The following is a 25,103-nucleotide window of genomic DNA, read 5'->3' on the forward strand; positions in this document are numbered from 1 at the left end:
ATACAAATGTTCTTTTGCAAAAGGAATACTGTCAATAAAGGATTGTAATGCTTAAGAATACTCTAGGAAAAAACGATTACTCTCAATCTCAGATTTTTGAATTATTGGGTAGAACGCTTTATGTATGCAATTTTATTGAACTTAGACTCCGTTGGATGCATCAACATCGTGGAGGCCTTTGGACCGGCAAAACTCCTGAAGAACTACTAGATAAATTAAAGAAGGTTGTAGAAAAACAGCAAAAAGAAGACAAGGCTCCTCTTGGCCCAATTGGCCAAGAAATGCTAGACGCTATTTACACGCCCCGTTGTGACAAAGATTTGGAAAATGCAAAAGAGCAAAATCTGTTCGCTCTCAAACTCGATTATAAAATCCAGTCGAAAGGACGATTCCGTCGCGCTAGAACTAAATTCAAAAAATTTATTGAAACTCGAAATTATCTCGTTCATTATTTTGCTAGAGACTATGACTTGACAAACGAAGATTCATGCAAAAAAGCCTATGCTGATTTGAAAAATAAAAGCGCCATAATCAAAGATGCGCTTGAGTTCTTTAACGAGGACTATGAAACAATGCAAAAAGATTTGCATAAGTTTCAAGAGCATTTGAAAAAAATGTCTTCCAAACCAGATTTTCAACCAAATACGGAAAATGTTTAGATAGTCCGAATTTCGTTGAAAAACATTCAAATTTCTATTTCTTTTTACGGGCGTCGTAAACAGCTTGTTTGTCGGCAACGCAACGGCTGAATTCAGACATAAAGGATTCAGCTCCCTGTCGAATGTCATCTAAAATCTCCTTGTGGGACATCTTAGAATGCTTCAGGGAATTGCACTCGCGCAGTTTGCGGATGTCTTCTGCATCAAAGCGGTTGCTCATTTCGGGAGTATCCATATTTTAAATATACAATAAATGAGATGAAAAAAGTTTATAGTCCTATTTCCAAATATGTGCTCAAAGTCTTTGCGACTCGCAGTTTTTTTGCGTATTTCATAAGTGTTGAGATGTTCCTACCGCGACGTTTGAGATAGCTTTTGACTATTTCTGCACATACATCTAATCCGATTTTATTTCGGTATTTTACAGCATCGCAGACAGAACGTTCTAAATCTGTAACATGTACTTTATGCCCATGCACCTCCGCTATCGTGATTCCAAAATCCAGCAGATGATCAGACCAATAATAAAGCGTTATTGGAGGATATTCAGGCAATACGAGTTTTCGTTTACGTGGAATGGCTACACAAAATGAGTTAGGAATCTGCGTGGTAAGTTCGTAGTGATCCCATGCCGAGAACATGCACAGCACTCCACCAGGCACAAGAATGTCTATATCAAGCATCGTATCAGCCAATACGATGGGTTCTGTAAAAACTCCTGGTCGAAGGCGAAGCAATTCACCCGACTGAACCTTTTGCAAAACCTGATGATACTGATAAGTGCTCAAGTCGTTGCGAACTATGAAACCTTCGGTATTGCGAATTTCTCTTCCATCGTATTTTGGCATACTTCCAATATAACAAAATTACGGCACTTTAACAAATATGCCGTAGAATTTTAACATTTGATAAAAAAAGCAAAGCACAAAAAAGCGTTAAATTGCGTTAAGGATAGTGACCACGGTGTGGCGGCCCTTCGGCATAAGGTTGGTGAGCTTGTCGAACCACAGGGACCTTTTTCAATGCTATCCTGCCGAAGGTCCGTCGCAAGAGCTGCGCGGGGGTGCCGTAGGTGCGCACGGGCGGCCTTGCGATATAGCCCGACCTTGCCCATGGGCAAGGGAACGCCCAACACAAGTCTCGTGCAAGGAGATTCCCCATCAAATGGGGAATGACAAGGAAGAAGTGCTCAGGAACGATGCAAAACAGGCTTGTTATGCGCTCTGCTCCGCACGCAGCATGCAAAAGTTCCTAAATTTTAGTTAGTAACATTCTCTACCGGGATCGCCATCCCGATGGATTAACTCTCAACAAATGAGGAACAAATAAAAAATGGCAAGAGCATTGATTATCGGTTGTGGCGCCGTTGCCACAGTTGCTATCAAGAAGTGCTGCACCTGCAGCGAAGTTTTTAGCGAAATCTGCATCGCCAGCCGTCATCGCGAAAATTGCGAGAAGTTGGCTCAGGAACTCCGCCCGAACACGAAGACGGTCATCACGACTGCCGCTGTGGACGCTGACAAGGCCGAGAACGTCTCTGCTCTCATTAAGCAATACAAGCCGGACCTGGTGATGAATATCGCCCTCCCCTACCAGGACCTCGCCATCATGGATGCATGCCTTGAATGTGGCGTGAACTACATGGACACGGCTAACTACGAGCCGGAAAATATCGACGATCCGGAATGGCGCAAGGTCTACGACAAGCGCTGCAAGGAAAAGGGTTTTAGCGCCTACTTCGATTACAGCTGGCAGTGGGCTTACAAGGAAAAGTTTGAAAAGGCTGGTCTCACGGCTTTGCTCGGTTCCGGCTTTGACCCGGGTGTTTCTCAGGCATACTGCGCCTACGCCTTGAAGCACCAGTTCGATACGATTGAAGAAATCGACATTCTCGACTGCAATGGCGGCGATCACGGCTACAAGTTCGCAACGAACTTCAACCCGGAAATCAACCTCCGCGAAGTTTCTGCTCCGGGCAGCTACTGGGACACGGACGAGAACGGCAAGGGCCACTGGGTTGAAATCCCGGCCATGAGCATCAAGCGTGAATACAACTTCGCACAGGTCGGCAAGAAGGACATGTACCTCCTCCACCACGAAGAAATTGAATCTCTCGCCCAGAACATTCCGGGCGTGAAGCGCATTCGCTTCTTCATGACGTTTGGTCAGAGCTACCTCGACCACATGCGTTGCCTCGAAGATGTTGGCATGCTCAGCACGCAGCCGATCAAGTTCCAGGGTCAGGACATTGTGCCTATCCAGTTCCTCAAGGCTCTCCTCCCGGACCCGGCAAGCCTCGGTCCTCGCACAGTGGGCAAGACGAACATCGGTTGCATTTTCAAGGGTACTAAGGATGGCAAGCCGAAGACTTACTATCTGTACAACGTTTGCGACCACCAGGAATGCTACAAGGAACTCGGCAGCCAGGCTATCGCCTACACAACTGGCGTTCCGGCTATGTGCGGTGCCATGATGGTGCTCACGGGCAAGTGGAACAAGCCGGGTGTGCATACGGTCGAAGAGTTCGATCCGGATCCGTTCATGGAAGCCCTCACCAAATACGGTCTCCCGTGGAACGAAGACTTTAATCCTGTATTAGTCGACTAAAAAAGTCGGTCATTAGTAGTTAGTCATTGGTTATTAGTTGTTATAAAAGCGACAAAGTCGCCTAGTATAAACTACAGACTAATGACTATTGACTAATAACTAAACTTGACACCTGATTCTTGAGACTAAACAATGAAAAAATGGCGCATTGACGATTCCCGAGATCTTTACAACGTAAAGGGTTGGGGCGTAAGTTACTTTGACATTAACGACAAGGGTCACGCGACGGTTTCGCCGATCAAGAATGGCGGTCCGAGCATCGACCTTTACGAGCTCGTGCAGGAACTTTCCTTGCGCGATGTTTCGACTCCTGTGTTGTTGCGCTTCCCGGATATTCTGGACAGCCGCATCGAAAAGATTCACGAGTGCTTCACGAAGGCGACGACTGAATATGGCTACAAAGGTGGCCATTACAGCATCTTCCCAATCAAGGTGAACCAGCAGCGCGCGGTCTTGGAAGAAGTGGTGAGTCACGGTTCCAAGTTCAACATCGGCCTCGAGGCGGGTTCCAAGCCGGAACTCCATGCGGTACTTGCGAACATGGAAAATCCGGACGCGTTGATTATCTGCAACGGCTACAAGGACGAAGACTTTATCGAGCTTGCTCTCCTCGCACAGAAGATGGGCAAGAAGATTTTCATTGTCGTCGAAAAGATGAACGAGCTTCACTTGGTTGTAGACTTGTCTCGTCGCATCGGTGTGCGCCCGAACATCGGCATCCGCATCAAGCTTGCAAGCTCTGGTAGTGGCAAGTGGGAAGAATCCGGCGGATACCACAGCAAGTTCGGTCTCAATAGCTCTGAACTTTTGGAAGCTCTCGACTACATCAAGGAAGAGAAGATGGAAGACTGCATGAAGCTCATCCACTTCCACTTGGGTAGCCAGATTACGAACATTCGCCATATTAAGAATGGACTCCGCGAAGTGTCGCAGTTCTACGTTCAAATTAGAAAGATGGGCATGGGCCTTGAATTCGTGGACGTGGGCGGCGGCTTGGGCGTCGATTACGATGGTACGCGCAGTTCTAACGCAAGCTCCGTGAACTATTCCATCCAGGAATACGCAAACGACGTTGTGTACGCGATGTTCGAAGCATGCGAAAATGCCGATGTTCCTCACCCGAATATCATTGCGGAATCGGGCCGTGCTCTTTCGGCACACCATTCCATCTTGGTGTTCAACGTGCTTGAAACGGCTGGCCAGGCATTCTTTGACGAAAGCGTTCACGAAATTAGCGATGACGCTCCGGAAGCACTGAAGGACTTGTACGGCATTTACAAGAGCCTTTCTCCGAAGAACTTGCTCGAAAGCTGGCACGATGCCATGCAGATTAACGACGACACCTTGAGCGGTTTCAAGATGGGCGATGTGGATTTGCAGACGCGCGCTATGAGCGAACGTTTGTTCTGGAGCATTGCCCGCAAGGTGGACTTGCTCGCACGCGACTTGCGCCATCCGCCTTATGAATTGAGCGAACTCCCGCGCTTGCTTGCCGAAAAGTACTTCTGCAACTTCAGCCTTTTCCAGAGCCTCCCGGACAGCTGGGGCGTGGATCAGGTGTTCCCGATTATGCCGATCCAGCGTTTGGACGAAGAGCCGACGATTGAGACGACAATTCAGGACGTGACTTGCGATAGCGATGGCAAGATTGACATGTTCGTTCGCGGCGGCGAAGTGGCACGCACCATTCCTCTCCACCCGATCAAGAAGGACGAACCGTACTTTATCGCGGTTTACCTCGTCGGTGCATACCAGGAAATTCTCGGTGACCTCCACAACCTCTTTGGCGATACGAACGCTGTGCATATTGTCTGCAACGACAAGGGCGGCTACGATATTGACAAGGTGATTGACGGTGAATCCGTGGAAGACGTGCTCGACTACGTGAACTTCAGCGACAAGGCTCTTGTCCGCAACATGGAAAACTGGGTCACGCGCTCTGTGAAGGAAGGAAAGATTACGCTTCAGGAAGGCAAGGAATTCTTGAACATCTATCGTTCCGGACTTTACGGGTACACGTATCTGGAATAGACGAGAGAACGCCCGCCACGGCGGGCTACAGACGAGAGACGAAAGAGGAAGTCAAAGGTCCTAAATGTCACCCCGGCCTCTGTGCTCTTTGACCACTTAGAACTTTAGTTCTTATGTGGTCATGATCCGCGTATGGGGACGGGGTCGCCTTTTAGAAAAAAACGAACGATAAATCTATGGAACACAACAATTACGATATTGCAATTTTGCTTGCTACGTACAATGGCGGCAAGTACATCTGGGAACAGCTTGAATCGCTGTTCCAGCAATCTTGTAAACAGTTCCATTTGTATGTTCGTGATGACGGCTCCTCGGACGATACAATGAAAATCGTCGATCAATTTCACGGAATGTTTCCAGACAGAGTTACGATTTTAAAAGACTCGCAAAAGCACCGAGGTGCGGCGAAGTCTTTTATGTATTTGCTCGAAAATGTGGATTCCGAGTATTACATGTTCTGCGACCAGGACGACATTTGGTTGCTGGAGAAAATTGAGAAAACTCTTGCTCGGATGAAGGAAATCGAGACAGAATACGCCAAGAAAGAGACTGCCGCGAAAAAAGTACCCATTCTTGTAGCGACAGATTTGGGCGTTGTTGACGAACAACTGAATTTGCTCTCGTATTCATTCAACAAAGACCTGAAAATTGACGTTTTCCGCAAGCACCCAGAATTAATTTGTGTGCGACATGTGGTTACCGGCTGCACGATGATGTTCAACCACGCAGCAAAACAGGCTTCGCTCCCGATGTCACCACGTGCGACCATGCACGATGAATGGGTTGCCCTTTGCGTCCATTTTAAAGGCGGCGTCATCTCGATTATTGACGATTCGCCGATTCTTTACCGCCAACACACCAGCAACACGCTTGGCGCAGAGCAAGCTCGCAAAGGCATTTTCGCACGCGCCATCGCACGCGCAGGGCAAAAACAGTTCTTCCAAGTCGCAAAATTGCTCCACAAGGATTTCGGATTATCGTACTTAAAGTTCTTGATGTACAAAATTTTGTATAGTTGGTTCTAGGTATGAGAAGAAGCATTTGCATGGCGACCTACAATGGCGCCAAATACATCAAGGAACAGTTGGATAGCATTATTCCGCAACTTAGGGAAGATGACGAGCTCATCGTTTCTGATGACGCATCGAAAGACGATACATTGAAAATCGTCCAGAGCTACAACGATCCGCGAATCAAGATTTTCCACAACGAGAACCACGGTGTGGCGCACAATTTTGAAAACGCCATGCGACAGGCCACGGGCGACTTGATTTACTTTGCCGATCAAGACGACGTCTGGTTGCCGAGCAAACTCGACAAGATGGAAAAGTTCCTCACAGAAGGCGGCTACGACACGATTCTTTGCAATTGCTCGCTCGTCGATGCCAACTTGAACGTGATCAAGGAACGCCATTACGACGAAAAATGGCCGATGAAAAAATCGCTCTTGCGAAACATCATCAACAATTGCTGGCTCGGCGCTTGCATGTGCTTTACCAAACAAGTGAAAGACGCTTGCATGCCGTTCCCGCCGAAAGTCGTCGCGCACGATTTGTGGGTCTCGTATTACGCCCAAAAGCATTTCAAGTGCGGCTACCAAGACGAAGTTTTGCAACTTTACCGCCGTCACGAAAACACAGTCTCGTTCACGGGCGGCAAGAGCACCAACAGCCTTTACTTTAGAATCGCATACCGTGCGTACCTCGCGTGGCATATCCTTTGGCGTTAGGCGTTGAGCATGAAAATTTGCATCACACTCGCAACTTATAACGGAGAAAAGTATCTTGCGCAGATGCTTGATTCTTTGGTTGCGCAGACGAGACCGGCCGATGTTATAATTGCAGTGGATGATGGTTCCAAAGATTCTACATGTGAAATTTTGGAACGTTACAAGGATAAGCTCCCGCTAGAAATCACCAAGTTTGAAAAGAACAGAGGGCATCGTGCCGCATTCTCGACGGCGTTAGAGAAAGCCGCTGCCCTACTCGAAGATGACGATTTGATTTTCCTTGCCGACCAAGATGACATTTGGCTCCCGAATAAATTAGAAGTTATGAACCAGAAGATTGGCGACAGTTCCATGACTTTTGGCGATGCCGAAATTATCGATGGAGACGGAGTCGTCACAGAATCATCGTGGCGAAAGAAAGCCGAAATTGTCGAGCAACTGAGCCAGCAAGCACTCCTCACCGGCTACACAAACGTCACCGGATGCATGGTTGCGTTCAAAGCCGGGCTATTGAAGACAGCGCTCCCGATTCCGCAAGACGTGCCTGTACACGATCAATGGATTACACTTTGCGCCACTGTAGAAAACGGCTACCGCGCTATCGCAGATAAAGTTATCCAATATCGCATTCATGGCAACAACGCCATCGGCGAAGGCAACAAAACTTGGAGTGAAAAGCTCCAAACGAACGTGCAATGGGCAAAGGCAGTCAAAGGCTCGAACCTTTTCGAGAAACTACCAGACGAAAGCCGCCGATTCTTGGACAAGTTCATTCAGTTCTTGGAATTGCGCTTTAGCCATGCGTTTTTATCGCCTCTATGGTTCCCATGGATTGTCCGTAATGCACACAAAATCTACCCGCAGGTTCACAGCGCCCCCCAAATGATAGCACGAATTCTATTTTCATTCGTGGGCGTTTCGACCGCCAAAAAATTATTCCATAAGAAATAAAAGCGTTTTCACGTTATAATGTTTACTACTCTTTCTGACATCATTTTTTATTCGCAGTCCTCGGAATGTGTCATTCCCGACTCGATCGGGAATCTCCTTATTTACAATATCACAACTAACAACTAATAACTCCCCTATGATTCACGAAATTACACCGCACAAGCTGAATAACGAATTTAAGACCATTGAACCCAAGCCCACAGATTACTTGATTATTTTCAATGGCGAACAAACACTTTTCAAGAAAGCGGGTGAAGATGTTTACGAAATACCACGAGTGCGCGACTTCCCTAAATGTGAATGCCATTACTTGATTAGCATTGACGGTGACGCTTATTTCTTGTGCAATTCGAACTTGCCTGAAATTCCGGAAGGTTACGAGTTTCGTGGCAACCGCACATTCCGAACGCTCGAAAATCATTTGGAACGCCTCGGCGGTGCAACTTCCGCACACATCGCCAAGTGGGAAAGTTTGAACAAATTCTGTGGCAAGTGCGGATGTCTCATGAAGCGCGGCAACAAAGAACGTTCCATGATTTGCCCAAGCTGCAAGAACACGGTCTACCCCAAGATTTCACCGGTCGTTATCGTTGCAGTTCGCAACGGCAACGAGCTTTTGATGGCCCGCAATTTGGACAATCCAGACAAAACGCGCATGTACCTCATTTCGGGATTTGTGGAAATCGGCGAATCGCTTGAACAGGCGGTCAAGCGCGAAGTCCTTGAAGAAGCAGGCGTCCGCGTCAAGAACATCAAGTACTTCGGTAGCCAGCCGTGGCCGTTCTCGGAATCGCTCATCTCGGGCTACACAGCAGAACTCGACGGCGACCCGACCATCCACATGCAAGAGGCAGAACTCGCCTGCGCCACTTGGGTCAAGCGCGAGGACATTCCCGAATACGATACGAGCGTAAGCATCAGCAGTTGTCTCATCGAGAACTTCCGTTCGGGATATACGATTAAGGAATAAGGAATGACTAGAAAGCGCGGCCGAGAAGCCGCGCATTTTCATAAAAAAACATTATGGACTCTATCACCTAGCGGTTCCAGAGTGACAAAAGCAATTGACTTAACGTCTCCACAGTCATCCTGGAGCCAAAGGCGATAGGATCTAAGCACTATTCTTTCGCAGGAGTTGTCTTCGCTTTTTTATTGCCTTTCTGAGCCGCTTTAGGAGCAGCTTCGGGCTTATTTGCAAGTACAACGAATAACGTATCGTGAATCACGACCGTATCGCGCACGACAAGCGTATCGTGAACAAAGACCGTATCGCGAGAGCAAACAACATTTGCAGCACTGCTTGCGGGAACCGCCGCGGACGAAGAATTCGCTACCAGCGTAGGTACAGCCTCACTTGAGCTAGACAGTTCAGCACTTGAAAGGGTTGCGCTTGATTGCGCGACATTTGTCGGCATTTTTTCAATAACCGTAATCAAAGAATCGCGGACATTGCGGAGGCTATCCAACTGCCTGCGATAACGCGTCTTATTGCCTGGACGGCGTTCTCTAGAATACTGAACCTCAATCTTGTCAATCTGCGATTCAACTCCCTTAAGTTCATCGAAAATAGGACCTTCGCCTTGCACAGAGCCACTCGGCGTAAAGAAGTTTACGAAACTATCAAAAAAGCCGCGTTTTGATCCTCCTTCGCTCCACGCAATATTCGTCGAAACAAGACAAACGAGCGCCACAACGCCACAAACAGATTTAAACTTAAGTTTTTGCATATTTCAATAATAGAAAAAAAGAAAGCATCCCTTTACAAGCCCCCTAATTTTACTAAATTAGGACTACCCATGCGGGAGTAGCTCAGTTGGTAGAGCGCGACCTTCCCAAGGTCGATGTCGAGGGTTCGAGACCCTTTTCCCGCTCGAAAATAAATGGATCCCTTTTGGGGTCCATTTATTTTATATTGTGATAGGTCGAGAACCCGAGAAGAGGGTTCGACAAAATAACGAGGTGCACGAAGTGCGTGCGAGTTATTTTGGAATTATCGCGCTAGCGATAAGCCCGTCAGGGTGAGGAGTCAGCCGCGAAGCGGTGACTGGCGGCGAATCACAAAATTCGGTCATGCACGAAGTGCGAAGAGCGAATTTTGGAATTATAAAATCAGTTACGAACAGATTATTTTGCTGATAAAACAGATTCCGCACCGCAAGGTACTAGTTGCCGTAGAAGCCTGCTATAGTGGAGGTCTCGGAGAAACAGCGGAACAAGCAAGGCCGATGAACGAAACGAAGAAATAGGTGTCTACTTGACTAACAGTTTTACTCGTGGCTTTACGGAGCTATTGAATGAAGCGCCCGACGCCACCTTAAGAGATATGTATATCGAGATTGCAAGTAAGATTTCAGGTTCTCACGTACAACTGTATAACGTAAAAAATTACGGAAACATCTATAAAGAAACGATGGGCGAATTTTTTGTGATAAAATAAATGCGCAAGCTTGGTTCTTTTATTTTACGGTTCCAAATAATAATCCGGGCGAATACCGAGAGCCTTTTCGTCAGCTTCTAATTCTGCGGCAGGAACATTTCGACCGACAACGAGCGCACTATCAAAGCCCGCAATTTTTGCGCCATACACGTCTGTTCCAAGCGTATCACCAATCATCAGCACGCGAGAGCCCGCCGGAAGCGAAGATTTGACGCGTTCCCAAATTGCAGGGAAAGGCTTCCCCAAATAATAAGTGGCGCAGCCTTCTCCCCCATTGGCATAGCACATAGAATCACGACGCAAGCGTTCGGAAAGAGCTCCAGAAACGGGTTCGCGAACAGTCACACCATTTTCATCGGGAATTTTGGGAGCCCAGGCATCTGAATTGAGCACGAGAAGTATCGCACCCGGACGTTGTAAAATTTTGACCGCACGCGCATACGTTTCGGGCGTGTCTTTTGCAGACGAAATAGCGACAATCGGCTCGGCAGGTTCTGCATCCATCGCAACGGCTGTTATCCCACAAGCTTCCAAAACATGCTTGCCCGTTTCACGGCCAATGTAATAGACCTCGCGCAATTCAAGCTGTTTCGCGGCAGCGCTAGAAAGCGCGGCAGTTCCATCTACATATTCACCACGACGCAAGCGTCCCACGAGATTCGGCAACAAGCTCCCCGATGAAATAGTCTCTTCCGTTGAAAAAACAAAACCACGCTTGTCCGCATCACGAGCCAAAACTTCATCGACATCGGAGGCTGCGTTTGTCACAAGGCGCAAATGTTTACCTGCACGGCGAAGCATTTTGAACCATTCCATCGCACCAGGGTAAACAAAACTTCCGCGATTGTAAAGCGTGCCGTATCCGTCAAAACAAAACGCATCGTAACGTTCCAGCAAATCTGCCATGTAAACATGGCGAGGGACTGCACAGGAATCGCTCTGGATCCTATCGGGCAAAGCCCTCCAGGATGACAATTCAGTTTTGCAAAGAAATGGAGATCCCGGAACTAGTCCGGGATGACATGTAAAGGAGCATGCCTTTTGCGATTCAATAATTTGCTTGTAACGCAGGTAGATTTCTGTTTCGAATTTATCCATAGCGATTATGCGTCGCTACGGAGGATGCCGTAATCGCGACCTTCCACGGGAATCACGAGCTGCAACTTCGAAAGCGTCTTGATATGCTTTTCAAAGACAACCTTGAAATCTTCGCCAAGTTCTTCTTCGTCATCGTGATCGAGATTGTAGGCAACATAGCTGCCATCGGCAAAAATCGAGATGCAGCAATCCCACGTGATATCGCCTTCCTGCGGCTCTTCATCATCGGCGCGGTCCTTACTTTCGAGCATCAGAATCGGGCGTGGTGCAGGAATCGGTTCGGCATGGCCATTTTCAAAAATAAAGTAATTGCGGCTCACGAGTTCATGTTCAAGAGCCATCGTGCTCGGCACACGAGCAAATTCACCACGCAAACGATTGATGTTTCCAAGGTCATCTTCGTACGGGTCCTGGAAATCTTCGGGCAAGACAATCTGATAATAGTCAAATTGCTTTCCGCTAGAGGCATAGTTGTCCTGCCATGACTGCGGCGGTTCAGGGCGGATTGTCAAGAAGTCTTCGAACGCATCCAGGATCTCGTTCAGACGTGAATCCCATGGTTTTTCCTTGAGTTCTTGGACGATGTCCATGAAATTCTTGAGACTTTCTTCGCCCGTTACTTGAGTCAAATCAGCACTCGGCACACCAGATTCGTCAAATTCAATCATGCTAAAATTCCTTTTTATTTCGCAATAAATTTAGAAAAGTATCCGCAATCCAAGATATGCAGGGAGGTGCCCGCACGGCGGCGGGCATGACAATGTAATCGGTTCCGCTCAAGAAGTCGCGATCTCAAACCCAAAGGGGCGACGCCCCGACCTCATACATCTCAACCTCCCGGGTTCCTATCGCCTGCGGCTCCTGGATAACGAATTCGTTACAGCCTACTGTTTACTAGCCACTAATCACTGCGGCTTTGCCGCCTACCACTCTTCCACGGTTTTCACGGTGAGGCTCATGGCGATGTCTTTCTCGTAGTACGCAGGTTCGTTGATGAAAATCGGATAGACGCTACAGCCATCCGGTTCGCCTTCGAACAAGATGTCCTTGCCATCGAACGTACGGAAAAGCTTGTCGCCTTGTCTGAGTTCGCGGTAATCGTGACCGTCCAATTCCGGGTGGATCATCGCCTGTATGGCTCCACCGCCCTGTGGTTTCGGATAGCCCAAGTCTCGTAATTGCGTATAAACTTCGACCTTAATCGGCGCACGCTTTTGCAACTCACCACGGTTCCATTCTTCCGCAAGTTCCAGATAACGTTTCACGAGCTTTTCGGAGCGTTCAAAAATGGCGGCGTTCAGCGTTCCATGCTGTTGCGGGCCAATTTCAATGCACACATCGGCCTTGGCGACCGTTCCAAAATACGGCGAAGCGCAGCGTTCTTCGGGCTGGTAATAAATCCAGGCGTCTTCAAATTCTTGCGTGAGCACTGCCGAAGCCTTCATCGTGAACGGATCACGAGTCGAAAGGATTAGGCAATAGCCCATGTTCGAACCCGTGTTATGCACATCCAAAATCAAGTCGGTGCGCGTATTTTCGCCCTTGGGCCCATAAATCTTATTGAGTTCACGAGCACGGCGAAATTCATACTGCACTGGTTCTACCGCCACATCCAGGCATGTCTGCGAAAACGCGCGATTCAAGTCATGGTCGCGATAACGGCGATTGAGGCGCACGGCCTCCGGATTCGCAAGCACTATATCAACTTTTGCCGATTTACAAAGCGTATTATAACATTCAGGATGAGCCTTCCACTTTTCGACCAGGCTCACGCCCGTGCGTTCGTTGCCATGCGTTCCACCCGCAACGACTATTGTGTTGATTTTACTCATAAATCATCCTTTATTTCGTTTCATCCTTTTTCTTAAGCCAGGAGCCGCAAAAATACATCGAGAAAATTATACTTGTCACAAGGAACATGAAAATTCCAATACAAGCGAGGTGACCAATGCCCTGCAAGCCGCGATGCGTTGTAAAGAGGAAGCCCACAAAGCCAGCAATCGTCGTCGTTGAGCTCGCCATTACATTACGGCCCGTCGTATCAAAAAGCTGGCGAAGGTTCATCCCTTCATTGGATTTCGAGCACCAAGACGTAATAAAGTGGATTGTCGCATCAATGCCAATACCCAGCGTCATCGGAATCACAATCACGTTGTAGATGCTGATTTTTCCAAATTCAAAGAAGTACGTCAGAGCGCCCAGGAGGCCAAGCGTGAGGAGCGCCCCCATGCCAAACGAGACGCCACCCGCCAAGAACATCGAAGGCTTGCGGAACGAAACAATCAACGTGAGGAAAATGACAAGCACAATGACCGAAGCCAAGTTAAAGCTATCCGCCTTCACCGATTCAATCACGTCCGAAAGGATGAACTGCGACGAGAATGTGCGCAAGCGTTCGCCATCAAAGTTCCAGTTGCCATAGCGTTCCTGGAAGCGGTGCAACGCATGGGCATCCCAGCTCGGGAAGTCACCATAAATAAAGCCAATCTTACCGTAAGAGCCATCCTTTTCACGGAGCAAGTCAAGCGTCCAGGCAGGCACATCTTCGGCAGTAAACGGCTTTTCGACTTGAGCCAATTTGCGGAGCGTCGAGACGTTCGTCGAGTCATCACCTTCGGCCTTGTCAAAGACACGAGCTTCCACAAGGTCGCGAATTTCTTCAATGACTTCAAGGCGCTTTTCCTGAGAATCTGCAGGCGGCACAAAGCTCTTGAGCGTAAGGAAACTGCCTAAGAGCGGATCTTTCTCGTCATGGAGTCGAATCATCAACGTATCGTAAAGTTTGTCAAGCTGTTCGGCCTTGGAACCCATTACCGCCGCAGGTGTCGAGGTCACGGCACGGTTTGTCGCGCGAGTTACCTTAGTTGAAATTTTCTTTTCAGCCGCAGGAATTACCTTATCCGTATGCACACGGCGAAGGTTCTTCAAGTTGTGTTCAAAATCCACATGCGGAGCAAACCAGAGCGCCACAGCGCCAAGCACAAAGCCAATCAGAGCGGCATGCTTGAAGAAACTGAAAATGCGCTGTTCACTCCAGGAATCCGGCAAGAGCGACTTCTGCGGAGCCGCCGGGATACCGCCCATGCAGGCGACAAAGACCGGCAAAACGAGGACAGATGTCATCATACTAAAGAGCACACCCATCGATGCCACAATGCCAAATTCATAGAATCCGCGGAAATGAGCAACCAAGAGCGTGAGGAACGCGGCAATCGTCGTGAAACTTGCCAAGATAAACGGCTTGAGCATCTTGCGCTGCGTTTCTTCGAGAACATCTTCGAGCGAATCGTACTTGTTCAAAAGCTTTTGCGCATTGCCCAAAATGTGAATCGAGTAGTCAATACCAATACCCAAAATAATCGATGCCACAAACACCGTAAACGGATTCAGCTTGCCATAGAAAAGCGCGGTAAACGCAAGCGTCGGGAGGCAAGCATAAAGCACAGAGCCGGTCACGAGAATCGGGCCTTTGACGCTCCTGAAGAAGAATGCAGTCAAGAGGAAAATCAAGACAAGGCTAATGGCGAACGAGAAAATACTGTCATTTGCAACTTCATCAACTTCTTTTAAGCCTTCGTAAGTGCCTTCCACTGTAAAGCGAGTCGGCACGGGATAAGTCTTGCTACGGAAATATGTTAAAAGCTCATCGGTCTTTGCGAGAATTTTCGTCACAAATTCATAGTCGGTCGAGGGCTTAATCAACTTTGCGTTTACAACTGCGTTAAAGAGAATTTTGCCTGTACTGTCGGGTTCCGGGCTGCCGATTAAACGATTCTTCAAGCTATCCGGGAGATAAGCCTTCGGGTTCCATTCCCTTTTACCGCTAACCGTATCGACTTTCGCTTCTTTCTTGAAGAATGCATCGAATGCGCTCACAGCTTCTTCGGGAAGACCGAGTTCCATCGGCAAATTGGCATCGAACCAGACGCGTTCTTTTTTCGGAGCCGCTTCACCGTTTGCCGTGCTCGTAGAATCCGAACCATCGCCGAGCAAATCGACAACGAGCGGACCATTTTTGCGCCCAATTTCAAGCTGCAAGTCTTCGAGATTATCGCGAATCTTTTCAAGGTGCTTGACCGGGAGGTACAAAAGCGCATTGTCCTTGAAGAACTGGTTATCGTTATCCACCTGCGTCGAGACGAAATCGCCCTGCCAATTTTTGTGGATGTAATCCTGAATGGAATCCTGCAAAGCCGCGGCAAGTTCCACGCTTTCGCTCTGGATGGCAATCATGAAACGGTCGGTACTGCCAAAACGCTCGTACGATTCTTCGAGCGCCTTCACACTCGGCGTATCTTCGGGCAAGAGGTGCGAAAGGTCAGCGTCAAGTTTTAGCCCTGGCTTCACGAGAATCGGAAACGCGAGGAGGAGAGCGAGGAAGAAATAAAACGCTAAGGCCGCATATTTATGACGGCAAATCAGCGGAATGTACCACTGTGAGAATTTTTCGGCAAACGACTTTTTCGTATTCATGTGTAGAAATATATTAATATTCTTACAACATTCGCACGAAGCCCTCGGCAAATTCCGACGAACAGCGGGAAAAGGCGATTAATGGGGCAACATGTTGTCGTTACGCAGAAGCGAACGCAGTAACTTGCTCGCACCAACTGCACGAGATTTCCAATAAAGCGAAAGCGAATCAGAGACCAACTCGAAATTGCCGTTCTTGCCTTTGTACACCTCTTCGGATTCGAGACCGCCCGTAAGCACGGAATCGCGGAAACCGAGATAGTAAGCATTTTGCGTATAGAATAGCGAAGGTTGCTCCGCCGGGCGTTTTTCGGTGAGCAAGTCGTAACCCCAGAAATGGTTTGGAGCGCGGACCTGCGCCAAATCAAGAATCGTTGGGCCAATATCGAGCTGCGATGCCACATCTTCGCGGATTTCAAGACCTTTAAAGAGGTTTGTATCGGCAGAGAAAATCCCCATGAAAATCTGCGCAGCCGAAACGCCAAGCGGCTGCGGAACCTTATAATCTATGGAATCGACAGGCGTGTCGTGGTCGCCAAGAATCACGACAACCGTGCGGTCAAAATCAGGACGGGCGTAAAGCGCCTCAAAGAAACGGCCCATTTGCTCGTCCGTATAGCGGAGCGCATTCTTAAAGCGCACCATCGCATCTTCGGGCTTCGAGGCGTAACTATCCGGGTAACCGTAGAACGGAATATGCGTTGCAATTGTATTCGCCGCCAAGAACCAAGCGCTATCGGAAGGCATCGTCTTGAGCATTTCAATCGCCAAATCCATGCCTAAGCTGTCTGAAGTTCCCGGAATTTTCGGGTCTTCAATCACACGCCAGTTATTGCCATAAAAACGTTCCACAAAAGGTAACGTATGGTCAAATACCGGATTTGAAACCGTCACGTACGCGCGATGATAATTTGTCAAAAATTCCTGAAATCCCTTGAAGTGATTCGAGGCATAGAACGCAGGCACATCGCGATTCGGGTGTGAAGGGAATCCAAGATAAGTCGAAGTTGTGCCACGGACTGTCGGATAGCTTCCGCTAAACGCATTCTTGAACCAAAGCCCGCCAACATGCGCCATTTTCCACAAGTTCGGCGCGAGAGCGGTGTCGCCTTCGAGCATCTGGTTCAGCACGCGCCCCTTGTAAGATTCTCCGAAAATAAAGACGATGTTGTACGGCCTTGTCGCCTTAAACTCGTGCTGCGAAGCATTGCGATAACCTGGATAATTTTTGTCCGAGCGGGCCCCTGCAAAATCAGAAGGCAAAAAGGCATCCAAATCTCGGATAAGTTCATCCGTAATGGAATAGCCATCTCGGAAAAATTCAAATGTTTCAAGCCCCGCAATGTGCAACACAGGAGCTGTCAAAGTCCATTTTCCAAGCGTAAAGCGCCAATCGATTTGAAATGGGAAATTCGTAATGCCACGAGCGCCCACAATAAACAAAAGCAACGGAATAAGCGAAAGCGTCAAACCTGAGGAAAGCATCGTGACTGCAATCCTCTTGTTCGGCTTTTGGGCAATTGCAACTTGAGCCATAGTCATGCGCTTTTGACGCATGGAATACGTCACGCAAAATGCTACACCAGCCGCCAAAATCAAAAACACAAGGCCAATCCAAAGCACGGTCCCAATGCCATCGCCACCAAGCGTCGATATCGTTGTTGCATCGGCAATATTCGAAGGATGGAAATAGGTACGAATAAACGAATACGAAAGGCGCTGATGGTTGAAGCGGAAAATTTCGTAGTCCGCAACAGCAAAGAAAAAGTAAATAACGTAAAATACCGCAAGCGCCCGCGGGCTCTTCAAGAACGTGAAGATGGAAGACATCACGAGAATTGCGCCATACGCCATGAAAATTTGCCAAATAGTCTTGCCAGCAAACATTTCGGGCACCGAAAGACCAAGCGGATCGGGCAAAGCGTAGAACAGGACGAGCATAATCGTTTGCAGCAAAAACGCCACAGACGTAATTAAGATAAACGGATTTTTAAAGAGGTGCTTAATAATAATACCTTGTAATTTGAATAACCACGTAAAATATAAAAAAAGACTAAGCTATGATTTCATTTTACAGGCAACACGACAGGCCCTAAAGCCTACTCTTTCAGCAATTCCGGATGTTTTTCAGAAATGTGACGAGCGAGATACACAAACGGAGTATCCATGAGCGAAGTCACGATGAAAATGCCGTAGCCAAAGATTAATATTTCGCCAATCGTATTCCACGGAAAAACGCCTGCGAATGCAAGCAAGTTGAACACAACGACGTTTATCAGTTGGCTTAGCAGCGTAGAGCCGTTATTGCGGAGCCATAAATAACCTTTTTTGTCGCCAAACTGCTTTTCGGACCATTTCCACCAAGCGTGATACGCCCAAACGTCGAACATTTCGCAAATTGCGTATGCGAACAAACTCGCAAGCATCACGCGAGGTGTATTCGAAAACACCGTACGAATCGGTTCCGCCATCGTATCGCCTGCAGCAGGGATGTACAAGAACCAGCTCTGCGAAATGAGAATAAACGTCACATTCGCAAGGATGCCGATTTTTACGCAGCGGCTGGCCTCTTTTTTGCCAAAGATTTCGCTCATCATGTCCGTTGCGAGGAACGAAGAAGCAAAGATGACATTACCGAGTGTGGTGTCGAGCCCAAAAGCGTGCACGAGAATCAAGACTTCGATATTTGCAGCAATCGTTGCAATGACGGTCCAGGCAAAAATGCCCTGCTTGCCGAAGAAGCGGAAGAAAGCGACGAGACCTCCAAAGAACACGAAAATGGAGGCTATCATAAGGAGTTCGTTTTGCACGATTACTTTCTCCTATCGATAGCAGCGAAGAGGCGCGTCTTGGCGATAGCTTCGAATTCGGTACCCGGCTTGCCATAGTTTGCAAACGGATAAAGAGAAATGCCACCACGCGGCATAAAGATGCCTTCGACTTCGATGTACTTCGGGTCCAAAAGCTTCACCAAGTCCTTCATGATGATGTTCACGCAGTCTTCGTGGAAATCGCCATGATTGCGGAACGAGAACATGTAAAGCTTGAGGGACTTGGATTCCACCAAATACTGGTCAGGAATGTAATTAATCTTGATTTCGGCAAAATCCGGTTGGCCGGTTTTCGGGCAAAGGCTCGTGAATTCCGGGCAGTTGAACGTGACCATGTAATCGTTACCCGGATGCTTGTTCGGGAACTTTTCGAGCACTTCGGGGCTGTAAGTGGTCTTGTACTGGGTCTTATTGTTGCCCAAGAGCGTAACACCTTTGAGTTCAGCTTCTGAACGCATAATGTCTCCTAGTTTTGTTTTAAGTCAGGATGGGTTTCGAACTGACCATTTTAGGTACAAATATAGATGTTTTGTCAATGCAAGATTTCTAGGTAAGAGTAATTTTCCTACGTTTTCGAGGTAGTTTTATTATTACGTGCTGTAACCTAAAAAAATCTGGAGTCGCAATGAGTGTGTTTTCAAAAATATTTAAGGCTTTGACATTTGTCCTTGCGTCATCAACTTTTTCGTTTGCGGCCTTGGCCGACAGCGCGTCCAAGTTTTTGGGCAACACGACCGTTTTTGGCGAAATCCCCGAAGATTTTGGCACCTACTGGAACCAGATTACTGCCGAGAACGGGTGCGTTTGGGGCTATGTCGAAAAAACACGTGGTGAATACGATTGGACCGGTTGCGACCTCGCCTATAATTGGGCAAAAAAGAACAAGGCTATTTTCTCGTTTCACACCCTGTTGTGGGGTTCCCAAAAGCCGCAGTGGTTGGGAAAGACTCTCGACGCTAGCGAAACAAAAAAAGCTTGGACTGATTGGATTGATGCGGTTAAAGAACGTTATCCCGACCTCGAAATGATTGAAGTGGTAAACGAAGCCGTCAAAATCAACAACAACAACTATCACTCTGGATATACCAACAGCAATCTGGTTGAAGCCCTTGGCGGCGATAGCGGAAACTACGAATTCGTGGTCACGGCTTTTAAAATGGCACGTGAACGCTGGCCCAAAGCCATCCTAATTTACAATGACTACAATACAATCCAATGGAATAAGGAGCTAGCCATAGACCTTGTTAAGAAAATCAAGGCCCAGGGTGCGCCGATTGATGCCTTTGGAATGCAGTTTCACGAAACAACCACACAAGGGAGCGGCAAACGCAAGTGCTTGCATTTCTCCGTCCTCAAACGCGCACTTAACGATGCACACGAACAAACAGGCCTTCCCATATACATTACACAATACGATGTCGGAGACAAGGACGATAATCTTCAGAAAAAGTGCTACATAGAGCATATTCCGCTCTTGATGGAAACAGAATACGTGAAGGGCATTACCCTTTGGGGCTACATTTACGGCAAAACTTGGTTGGAGGAGGGTAATTCCGGCCTTATTAAAAACGGCGTTGACCGCCCGGCAATGACTTGGCTCAAGGAATATTTCAAGGATTCGAGAGTTCGTCGCTATATGCTAGGCCTTGCCAACGGTGCAGAAAAACGTCTAGGTAATGTCATTGTCGATGGTCAATCCATTCCCGAAGATTATGAGGACTATTGGAATGAAATTACTACGGATAACGCGTGCACATGGATTGCCGTCGAAAAGGAACGCGGCAATTACGATTTTTCAAAATGCGACGCTGTTCATCAGTGGACTGTTTTAAATCGATGGGATACTCGCATGCCCTTCAAGTTCCGCAATCTGCTGAAAGGGACGCATTTGCCACATTGGCTGAATGGGCTCGACGTGAACGAAACCAAGGAAGCCATTACGGCTTGGTTTGACGCCGTTGCCAAGCATTATCCCGAAATTCATCAGATTGAAGTTGTCGATGGAGCGGTCCGTAATAGCACAGGTCACTATCATTCCGGATTTGATGCCTACAACAACGTAATTGAGGCTCTCGGCGGCGACGATGGCGACTACAAGTTTGTGGCCACGGCCTTCAATATGGCTCGTAAACGCTGGCCTTATGCGACCCTGATTTACAACGATTATGACGAAATGCGTTGGGAAAACGATCCGACGGTTAATCTCATTCTGAAACTTCAAGAACAAAATGCGGCTATCGATGCATTTGGATTGCAGGCAGCAAACTGGATGATCCAAGGTTCAGGCTCTGAGACAAAGTGCATTGCCGGGAGTACAATACGGGACGGCATTCAAAAAATTTACGACAAGATAAAGATTCCCTTGCTCATTACAGAATACAGCATCGGTACGGATGATGACAACCTTCAGAAGGCTTGCTTTGCAGAACATATTCCCGTTTTCATGGAATCGGAATATGTTGCGGGAGTCACTCTCTGGGGCTACATTTACGGGGAAACGCCGCGGATGAACCCCACAAATACAGGCCTCATCAAAGATGGAAAAAATCGCCCTGCTATGGACTGGCTTGAAGAATATTTCAAAGGGCACTGGGCAGACAGCAAGAACATGTATTCTAGCGGCATTCCGACACACCCGCTAGACTCGTTGGATACAATCGCTCTGGAAAATCCAAATGCAATTGACCAAAAAATCGATAACAAGATTCGCCTAGAGCAGAACACGCTCCAGAATTACGATGTATTTGATGTGCAAGGCGTACGCTTGGGCAAGCTCTCGGCCTACGGCTTTAGCGACGCATCAACAAGGCTCAAGTCTGCCAACGTCGTAAAAACCTCGGGAATCTACTTCTTGCGCAACCGCACCACCGGCAAGATGCAGAGCGTGAGGGTTGCAAGGTAAGAGAAGCGCCCGAAATCTATTTCTTGTAGAGGTCGGAATGCGTTCCGGTATCTACCAACTCTAAAATCAGGATGTTTTCTTCGATTTTGTAGATAAGCAACCAGTCTGGTTCTATATGAAGCTCTCTGTGTCCGCTCCAATTCCCGATAAGGGGATGGTCTTTATATGAATCCGCAAGAGAAAGGCCCTTTGCCAATATTTCAACAACATCCTTTAATTTTTGGGTGTCTTTTCCACGCTTAGTCATTCGCTTGGCAGCCTTTTTAAAACGATTGGTCGCCCGAACAATGTACTTATACGAATTATTCATATACCCAACTCGTCCCATAGCTCCTGCGGTGTTGCATACGTCTTAGCGTTAGGATCGTGAGCGAGTTCTTCGCCTTCCTTTATTGCTTCGAGGAGTTCTTTGGACGGAGGTCTGGTAACGGCAAACGGCAAACCGTGATGCAAAATAGCCTGCTTCAGAAAAACCGTAAACGCCTGAGAAAGAGTCAGTCCCAAGTCGTTGAAGAGTTCTGTTGCCTGAGCCTTAAGCTCTTTATCAATTCGAATATTTGTGACCACGGTGCTCATACTCCTAAATATACCACAAAAAGTTGCTTTTGTAAAGCAATTGTAGTATTTATGTTGTGAAACTATCGATTTCGTCATTTTTTCCCAATTCCTCGAATTTTATCAAAGATAAAACAGGAATGAGCCGTAGCGTGCAATCGGTTGGTTGCAAAATCAACAAGCATTTGCGTTAGGGATGGATCCGGGGAACGCCCATTTTTTTTGCCCTAATGAGCACTACAAAATTTTCTGACAGGAAATTTTTACTACATTTCGAGCCATGAATCAAGAAACACCCGATACTACTCTAGGTTTATCTAACGTCAACCACCTAGAACGACTTTATGACGGCTGGTTCCTCGATTACGCCAGCTATGTGATTTTGGACCGTGCGGTCCCGTATTATGAAGATGGCCTGAAGCCTGTCCAGCGCCGTATTTTGCATTCCATGTTCGAAAACCACGACGGACGCTACCAAAAGGTGGCTACAATCGTCGGTCGAACGATGGCTTACCACCCGCATGGTGACGCCTCCATTGGCGATGCACTTGTGGGCCTCGGCCAGAAGAATTTGCTTATCGATACCCAGGGTAACTGGGGCAACCCCTACACGGGCGACCGCGCAGCAGCCCCCCGTTATATCGAAGGCCGCCTCACGCCGTTCGCTGTCGATGTCGTATTCAACCCCGAAACCACCGAATGGATTCCGAGCTACGACGGCCGCAGCCAGGAACCGGTGACCCTCCCGGTCAAGTTCCCGTTGCTTTTGGCACAGGGCGTCGATGGTATCGCCGTCGGTCTCTCGACTTCCATCCTCCCCCACAACTTCCGCGAACTCTGCGAGGCTAGCATCGCCTGTTTGCGCGGCAAGAAGTTTACGCTTTACCCGGACTTTTTCACGGGCGGCATCATTGACGTCACGGACTACAACGACGGTCAACGCGGGGGCAAGGTCAAGGTCCGCGCGAAGATTGAAAAGGTCGACAACAAGACGCTCGCCATCCGCGAAATTCCGTACGGCACCACGACCGTGAGCTTGATTGAAAGCATTGTCAAGGCAAACGACAAGGGCAAAATCAAGATCAAGCACGTGGATGACAACACGAGCCAGGGCGTCGAAATTCTCGTGCACTTGCAGCCGGGGACAGACCCGCAGGTGGCCATTGACGCGCTCTACGCCTTTACGGACTGCGAAAAATCGCTTTCTCCGTGCACATGCGTCATTATCGACAAGCACCCGAAATTTGTGGGCGTCTCGGACATCTTGAAGCTCAACACGGAACACACCGTGAAGCTTTTGGAATGGGAACTCGCTAACGAACTGAAGCACCTCGAAGACAAGTGGCACATGACCACGCTCGAAAAAATATTCATCGAGAAGGAAGTCTACGAGGTCATTAAGAAGGCAAAGGACCGTGAACAAATTATCCGCCTCGTTCGCGAAGGCCTCACGCCGTACCTCAAGCGTCTGCACCGCCAGACCGTTACGGACGACGAAATCGGCAAGCTCATTGAAATTCCGATCCGTCGCATAAGCCATTACGACCGCGAAAAGGCCGACCAGCTTTTGCAGGAACTCGAAGAAAACATTGCAAAGTGCAAGTACAACCAGGAACACATTATCGATTACGCCGTGAACCACTTCAAGAACATCTTGAAGAAGTACGGCGAAGGCAAGGAACGCCGCACGCAGATTGCCGAATTCGGTAAGGTGAACGCCGTACACGTGGCTCTTGCAAACCAGAAGCTTTATGTGAACCGCAAGGAAGGCTTCGTGGGCACGGGCATGAAGAAGGAAGAATACCTCTTCGACGTGTCGGAATACGACGACTTGATCGTGTTCAAGGCCGACGGAAGCTTCAAGGTCGTGAAGGTCAGCGACAAGGACTTTGTCGGTAAGGATATCATTCTCGTCGAAAAGTTCAACAAGGACGACGAACGCCATATCTATAACGTCATCCACCAGGATGGCAAGGACGGCTACGCTTACATCAAGCGCTTCAACGTCGGCGGCGTGACTCGCGACAAGGATTACTACATGGGCAAGAACAAGCCCGGTAGCAAGATTCTTTACATGTCGAGCAACATGAACGGCGAAGCCGAAGTGGTCGAAGTCATCTTGAAGCCGCGTCCGCGTATCAAGCTGAATTTTGAAGTCGATTTTAGCGAAGTCGAAGTCAAGGGACGTGGCGCCATTGGCAACATCGTTTCTAAGTACCCGATTAAGACGGTCAAGAGACTCCGCAAGGGCGTTTCGACGCTTGGTGCAAGAGTGCTTTACTTCGATGCTCCGAGCGGTATCGTCTCGACGCAGAAGAAGGGCGATTGCCTCGGTGAATTTGGCGAAAACGATAAGCTCTTGATCATCAAGCAAGACGGTAGCGCCCGCGTTCACAACATGGCAGACCCGATTCTCGTGGGTTCGAACATCAAGTATCTGCACAAGTACGACCCCGCGCAGGTCTTTACGGTGCTCTACTTCGAAGGCTCGAATTTCAACTACATGGTCAAGCGCTTCAATCTCGAAGGCTGCCCCATGACGACGGAATTCAGCGTTGTATCCGACCACAAGGACACAAAGCTCATCGAGCTCTTTGCTACAGATGACGCGCGCGAACTGATGGAATACCAGGTGGGTCGCGAAGTGCAGAAAGAAGAACTCGACTTGACGGAAGTAGCAGAAGTCAAGGGCTACAAGGCTCTCGGCAGCAAGTTCACCGCCAAGAAAATCAAGCGCGTGAGCCGCATTTCGCCGGCAGACCCGTTTAGCGACGGGAGCGGTGAAAGCGAAGGTTCTAGCGAAGATCCGAGCTTGTTCTAGTAACGCTTA

At 48.2% G+C, this 25,103-nt stretch carries 21 protein-coding genes and 1 tRNA gene; 10 read left to right on the forward strand and 12 right to left on the reverse strand.

Annotated features, from left to right (window positions below):
• The first annotated feature begins 47 nt into the window (after positions 1-47).
• A complete protein-coding gene (locus B3A20_RS11470; protein WP_290764921.1) occupies positions 48-659 on the forward strand; it encodes a hypothetical protein in 612 nt (203 codons plus the stop codon).
• Positions 660-693: 34 nt separating this feature from the next.
• Here B3A20_RS11470 and B3A20_RS11475 read toward each other — a convergent pair whose 3' ends face one another.
• Together B3A20_RS11475 and B3A20_RS11480 are read right to left on the reverse strand one after the other, a co-directional pair.
• Entirely contained in the window at positions 694-894 is a 201-nt protein-coding gene (locus tag B3A20_RS11475) for a hypothetical protein (RefSeq protein WP_173564841.1), read from the reverse strand.
• Positions 895-928: 34 nt separating this feature from the next.
• Positions 929-1,507, reverse strand: a complete 579-nt coding sequence (locus tag B3A20_RS11480; RefSeq protein WP_290764923.1) for a type IV toxin-antitoxin system AbiEi family antitoxin domain-containing protein — start codon at positions 1,505-1,507, stop codon at positions 929-931.
• A gap of 484 nt (positions 1,508-1,991) precedes the next feature.
• Here B3A20_RS11480 and B3A20_RS11485 point away from each other — a divergent pair, with 484 nt between their 5' ends.
• From B3A20_RS11485 to nudC, 6 genes are all read left to right on the forward strand, one after another.
• Complete coding sequence (locus B3A20_RS11485) at positions 1,992-3,266, forward strand: saccharopine dehydrogenase family protein (RefSeq protein ID WP_290764925.1); 1,275 nt, start codon at positions 1,992-1,994, stop codon at positions 3,264-3,266.
• Positions 3,267-3,398: 132 nt separating this feature from the next.
• On the forward strand, positions 3,399-5,297 hold the full coding sequence (speA, locus tag B3A20_RS11490) for a biosynthetic arginine decarboxylase (protein WP_012820343.1): 1,899 nt from the start codon (positions 3,399-3,401) through the stop codon (positions 5,295-5,297).
• A gap of 176 nt (positions 5,298-5,473) precedes the next feature.
• Positions 5,474-6,322 (forward strand): glycosyltransferase family 2 protein, encoded by an 849-nt coding sequence (locus B3A20_RS11495; RefSeq protein ID WP_290764928.1) that lies wholly within the window; start codon positions 5,474-5,476, stop codon positions 6,320-6,322.
• Between the two features lie 2 nt (positions 6,323-6,324).
• Complete coding sequence (locus tag B3A20_RS11500; protein WP_290764931.1) at positions 6,325-7,026, forward strand: glycosyltransferase; 702 nt, start codon at positions 6,325-6,327, stop codon at positions 7,024-7,026.
• Positions 7,027-7,035: 9 nt separating this feature from the next.
• Positions 7,036-7,977 carry a glycosyltransferase gene (locus tag B3A20_RS11505; RefSeq protein WP_290764933.1) on the forward strand — a complete coding sequence of 314 codons (942 nt, stop codon included), beginning with the start codon at positions 7,036-7,038 and terminating at the stop codon, positions 7,975-7,977.
• A 136-nt stretch (positions 7,978-8,113) separates the two neighbouring features.
• On the forward strand, positions 8,114-8,947 hold the full coding sequence (nudC, locus tag B3A20_RS11510; RefSeq protein WP_290764937.1) for an NAD(+) diphosphatase: 834 nt from the start codon (positions 8,114-8,116) through the stop codon (positions 8,945-8,947).
• Between the two features lie 148 nt (positions 8,948-9,095).
• On the opposite strand, the gene B3A20_RS11515 is transcribed toward nudC, so the two are convergent.
• Positions 9,096-9,704 (reverse strand): hypothetical protein, encoded by a 609-nt coding sequence (locus tag B3A20_RS11515; RefSeq protein WP_290764939.1) that lies wholly within the window; start codon positions 9,702-9,704, stop codon positions 9,096-9,098.
• A gap of 71 nt (positions 9,705-9,775) precedes the next feature.
• On the opposite strand from B3A20_RS11515, the gene B3A20_RS11520 reads away from it, so the two are divergent.
• A tRNA-Gly gene (locus tag B3A20_RS11520) sits at positions 9,776-9,848 on the forward strand.
• A gap of 590 nt (positions 9,849-10,438) precedes the next feature.
• On the opposite strand, the gene B3A20_RS11525 is transcribed toward B3A20_RS11520, so the two are convergent.
• The 7 genes from B3A20_RS11525 to queF form a co-directional block, all read right to left on the reverse strand.
• The gene (locus B3A20_RS11525; RefSeq protein ID WP_290764942.1) at positions 10,439-11,371 is read right to left on the reverse strand and encodes an HAD-IIA family hydrolase; all 933 of its coding nucleotides are present in this window, start codon (positions 11,369-11,371) and stop codon (positions 10,439-10,441) included.
• A gap of 146 nt (positions 11,372-11,517) precedes the next feature.
• Positions 11,518-12,180 carry a hypothetical protein gene (locus tag B3A20_RS11530; protein ID WP_290764945.1) on the reverse strand — a complete coding sequence of 221 codons (663 nt, stop codon included), beginning with the start codon at positions 12,178-12,180 and terminating at the stop codon, positions 11,518-11,520.
• A 255-nt stretch (positions 12,181-12,435) separates the two neighbouring features.
• Positions 12,436-13,344: an aspartoacylase gene (locus B3A20_RS11535; protein WP_290764947.1), complete on the reverse strand. Its 909-nt coding sequence runs from the start codon at positions 13,342-13,344 to the stop codon at positions 12,436-12,438.
• 10 nt (positions 13,345-13,354) lie between these two features.
• The gene (locus B3A20_RS11540) at positions 13,355-15,985 is read right to left on the reverse strand and encodes an efflux RND transporter permease subunit (RefSeq protein ID WP_290764949.1); all 2,631 of its coding nucleotides are present in this window, start codon (positions 15,983-15,985) and stop codon (positions 13,355-13,357) included.
• A gap of 78 nt (positions 15,986-16,063) precedes the next feature.
• Entirely contained in the window at positions 16,064-17,926 is a 1,863-nt protein-coding gene (locus B3A20_RS11545) for an LTA synthase family protein (protein WP_290764950.1), read from the reverse strand.
• 158 nt (positions 17,927-18,084) lie between these two features.
• Positions 18,085-18,795, reverse strand: a complete 711-nt coding sequence (locus tag B3A20_RS11550) for a queuosine precursor transporter (protein WP_290764952.1) — start codon at positions 18,793-18,795, stop codon at positions 18,085-18,087.
• 2 nt (positions 18,796-18,797) lie between these two features.
• Entirely contained in the window at positions 18,798-19,274 is a 477-nt protein-coding gene (queF, locus tag B3A20_RS11555) for a preQ(1) synthase (RefSeq protein ID WP_290764954.1), read from the reverse strand.
• A 167-nt stretch (positions 19,275-19,441) separates the two neighbouring features.
• Between queF and B3A20_RS11560 the strand changes: the two genes are divergently transcribed.
• On the forward strand, positions 19,442-21,718 hold the full coding sequence (locus tag B3A20_RS11560; RefSeq protein WP_290764956.1) for an endo-1,4-beta-xylanase: 2,277 nt from the start codon (positions 19,442-19,444) through the stop codon (positions 21,716-21,718).
• A gap of 16 nt (positions 21,719-21,734) precedes the next feature.
• Here the strand turns inward: B3A20_RS11560 and B3A20_RS11565 are convergent, their stop codons facing one another.
• On the reverse strand, positions 21,735-22,028 hold the full coding sequence (locus B3A20_RS11565; RefSeq protein ID WP_290764958.1) for a type II toxin-antitoxin system YafQ family toxin: 294 nt from the start codon (positions 22,026-22,028) through the stop codon (positions 21,735-21,737).
• A complete protein-coding gene (locus B3A20_RS11570) occupies positions 22,025-22,294 on the reverse strand; it encodes a type II toxin-antitoxin system RelB/DinJ family antitoxin (RefSeq protein WP_088629922.1) in 270 nt (89 codons plus the stop codon). Before B3A20_RS11570 ends, B3A20_RS11565 begins: the two co-directional genes overlap by 4 nt.
• A 259-nt stretch (positions 22,295-22,553) precedes the next feature.
• On the opposite strand from B3A20_RS11570, the gene B3A20_RS11575 reads away from it, so the two are divergent.
• A complete protein-coding gene (locus B3A20_RS11575) occupies positions 22,554-25,094 on the forward strand; it encodes a DNA gyrase/topoisomerase IV subunit A (protein WP_290764961.1) in 2,541 nt (846 codons plus the stop codon).
• Positions 25,095-25,103: the final 9 nt, after the last annotated feature.

The sequence above is a fragment of the Fibrobacter sp. UBA4297 genome (assembly GCF_002394865.1).
GTDB lineage: Bacteria > Fibrobacterota > Fibrobacteria > Fibrobacterales > Fibrobacteraceae > Fibrobacter.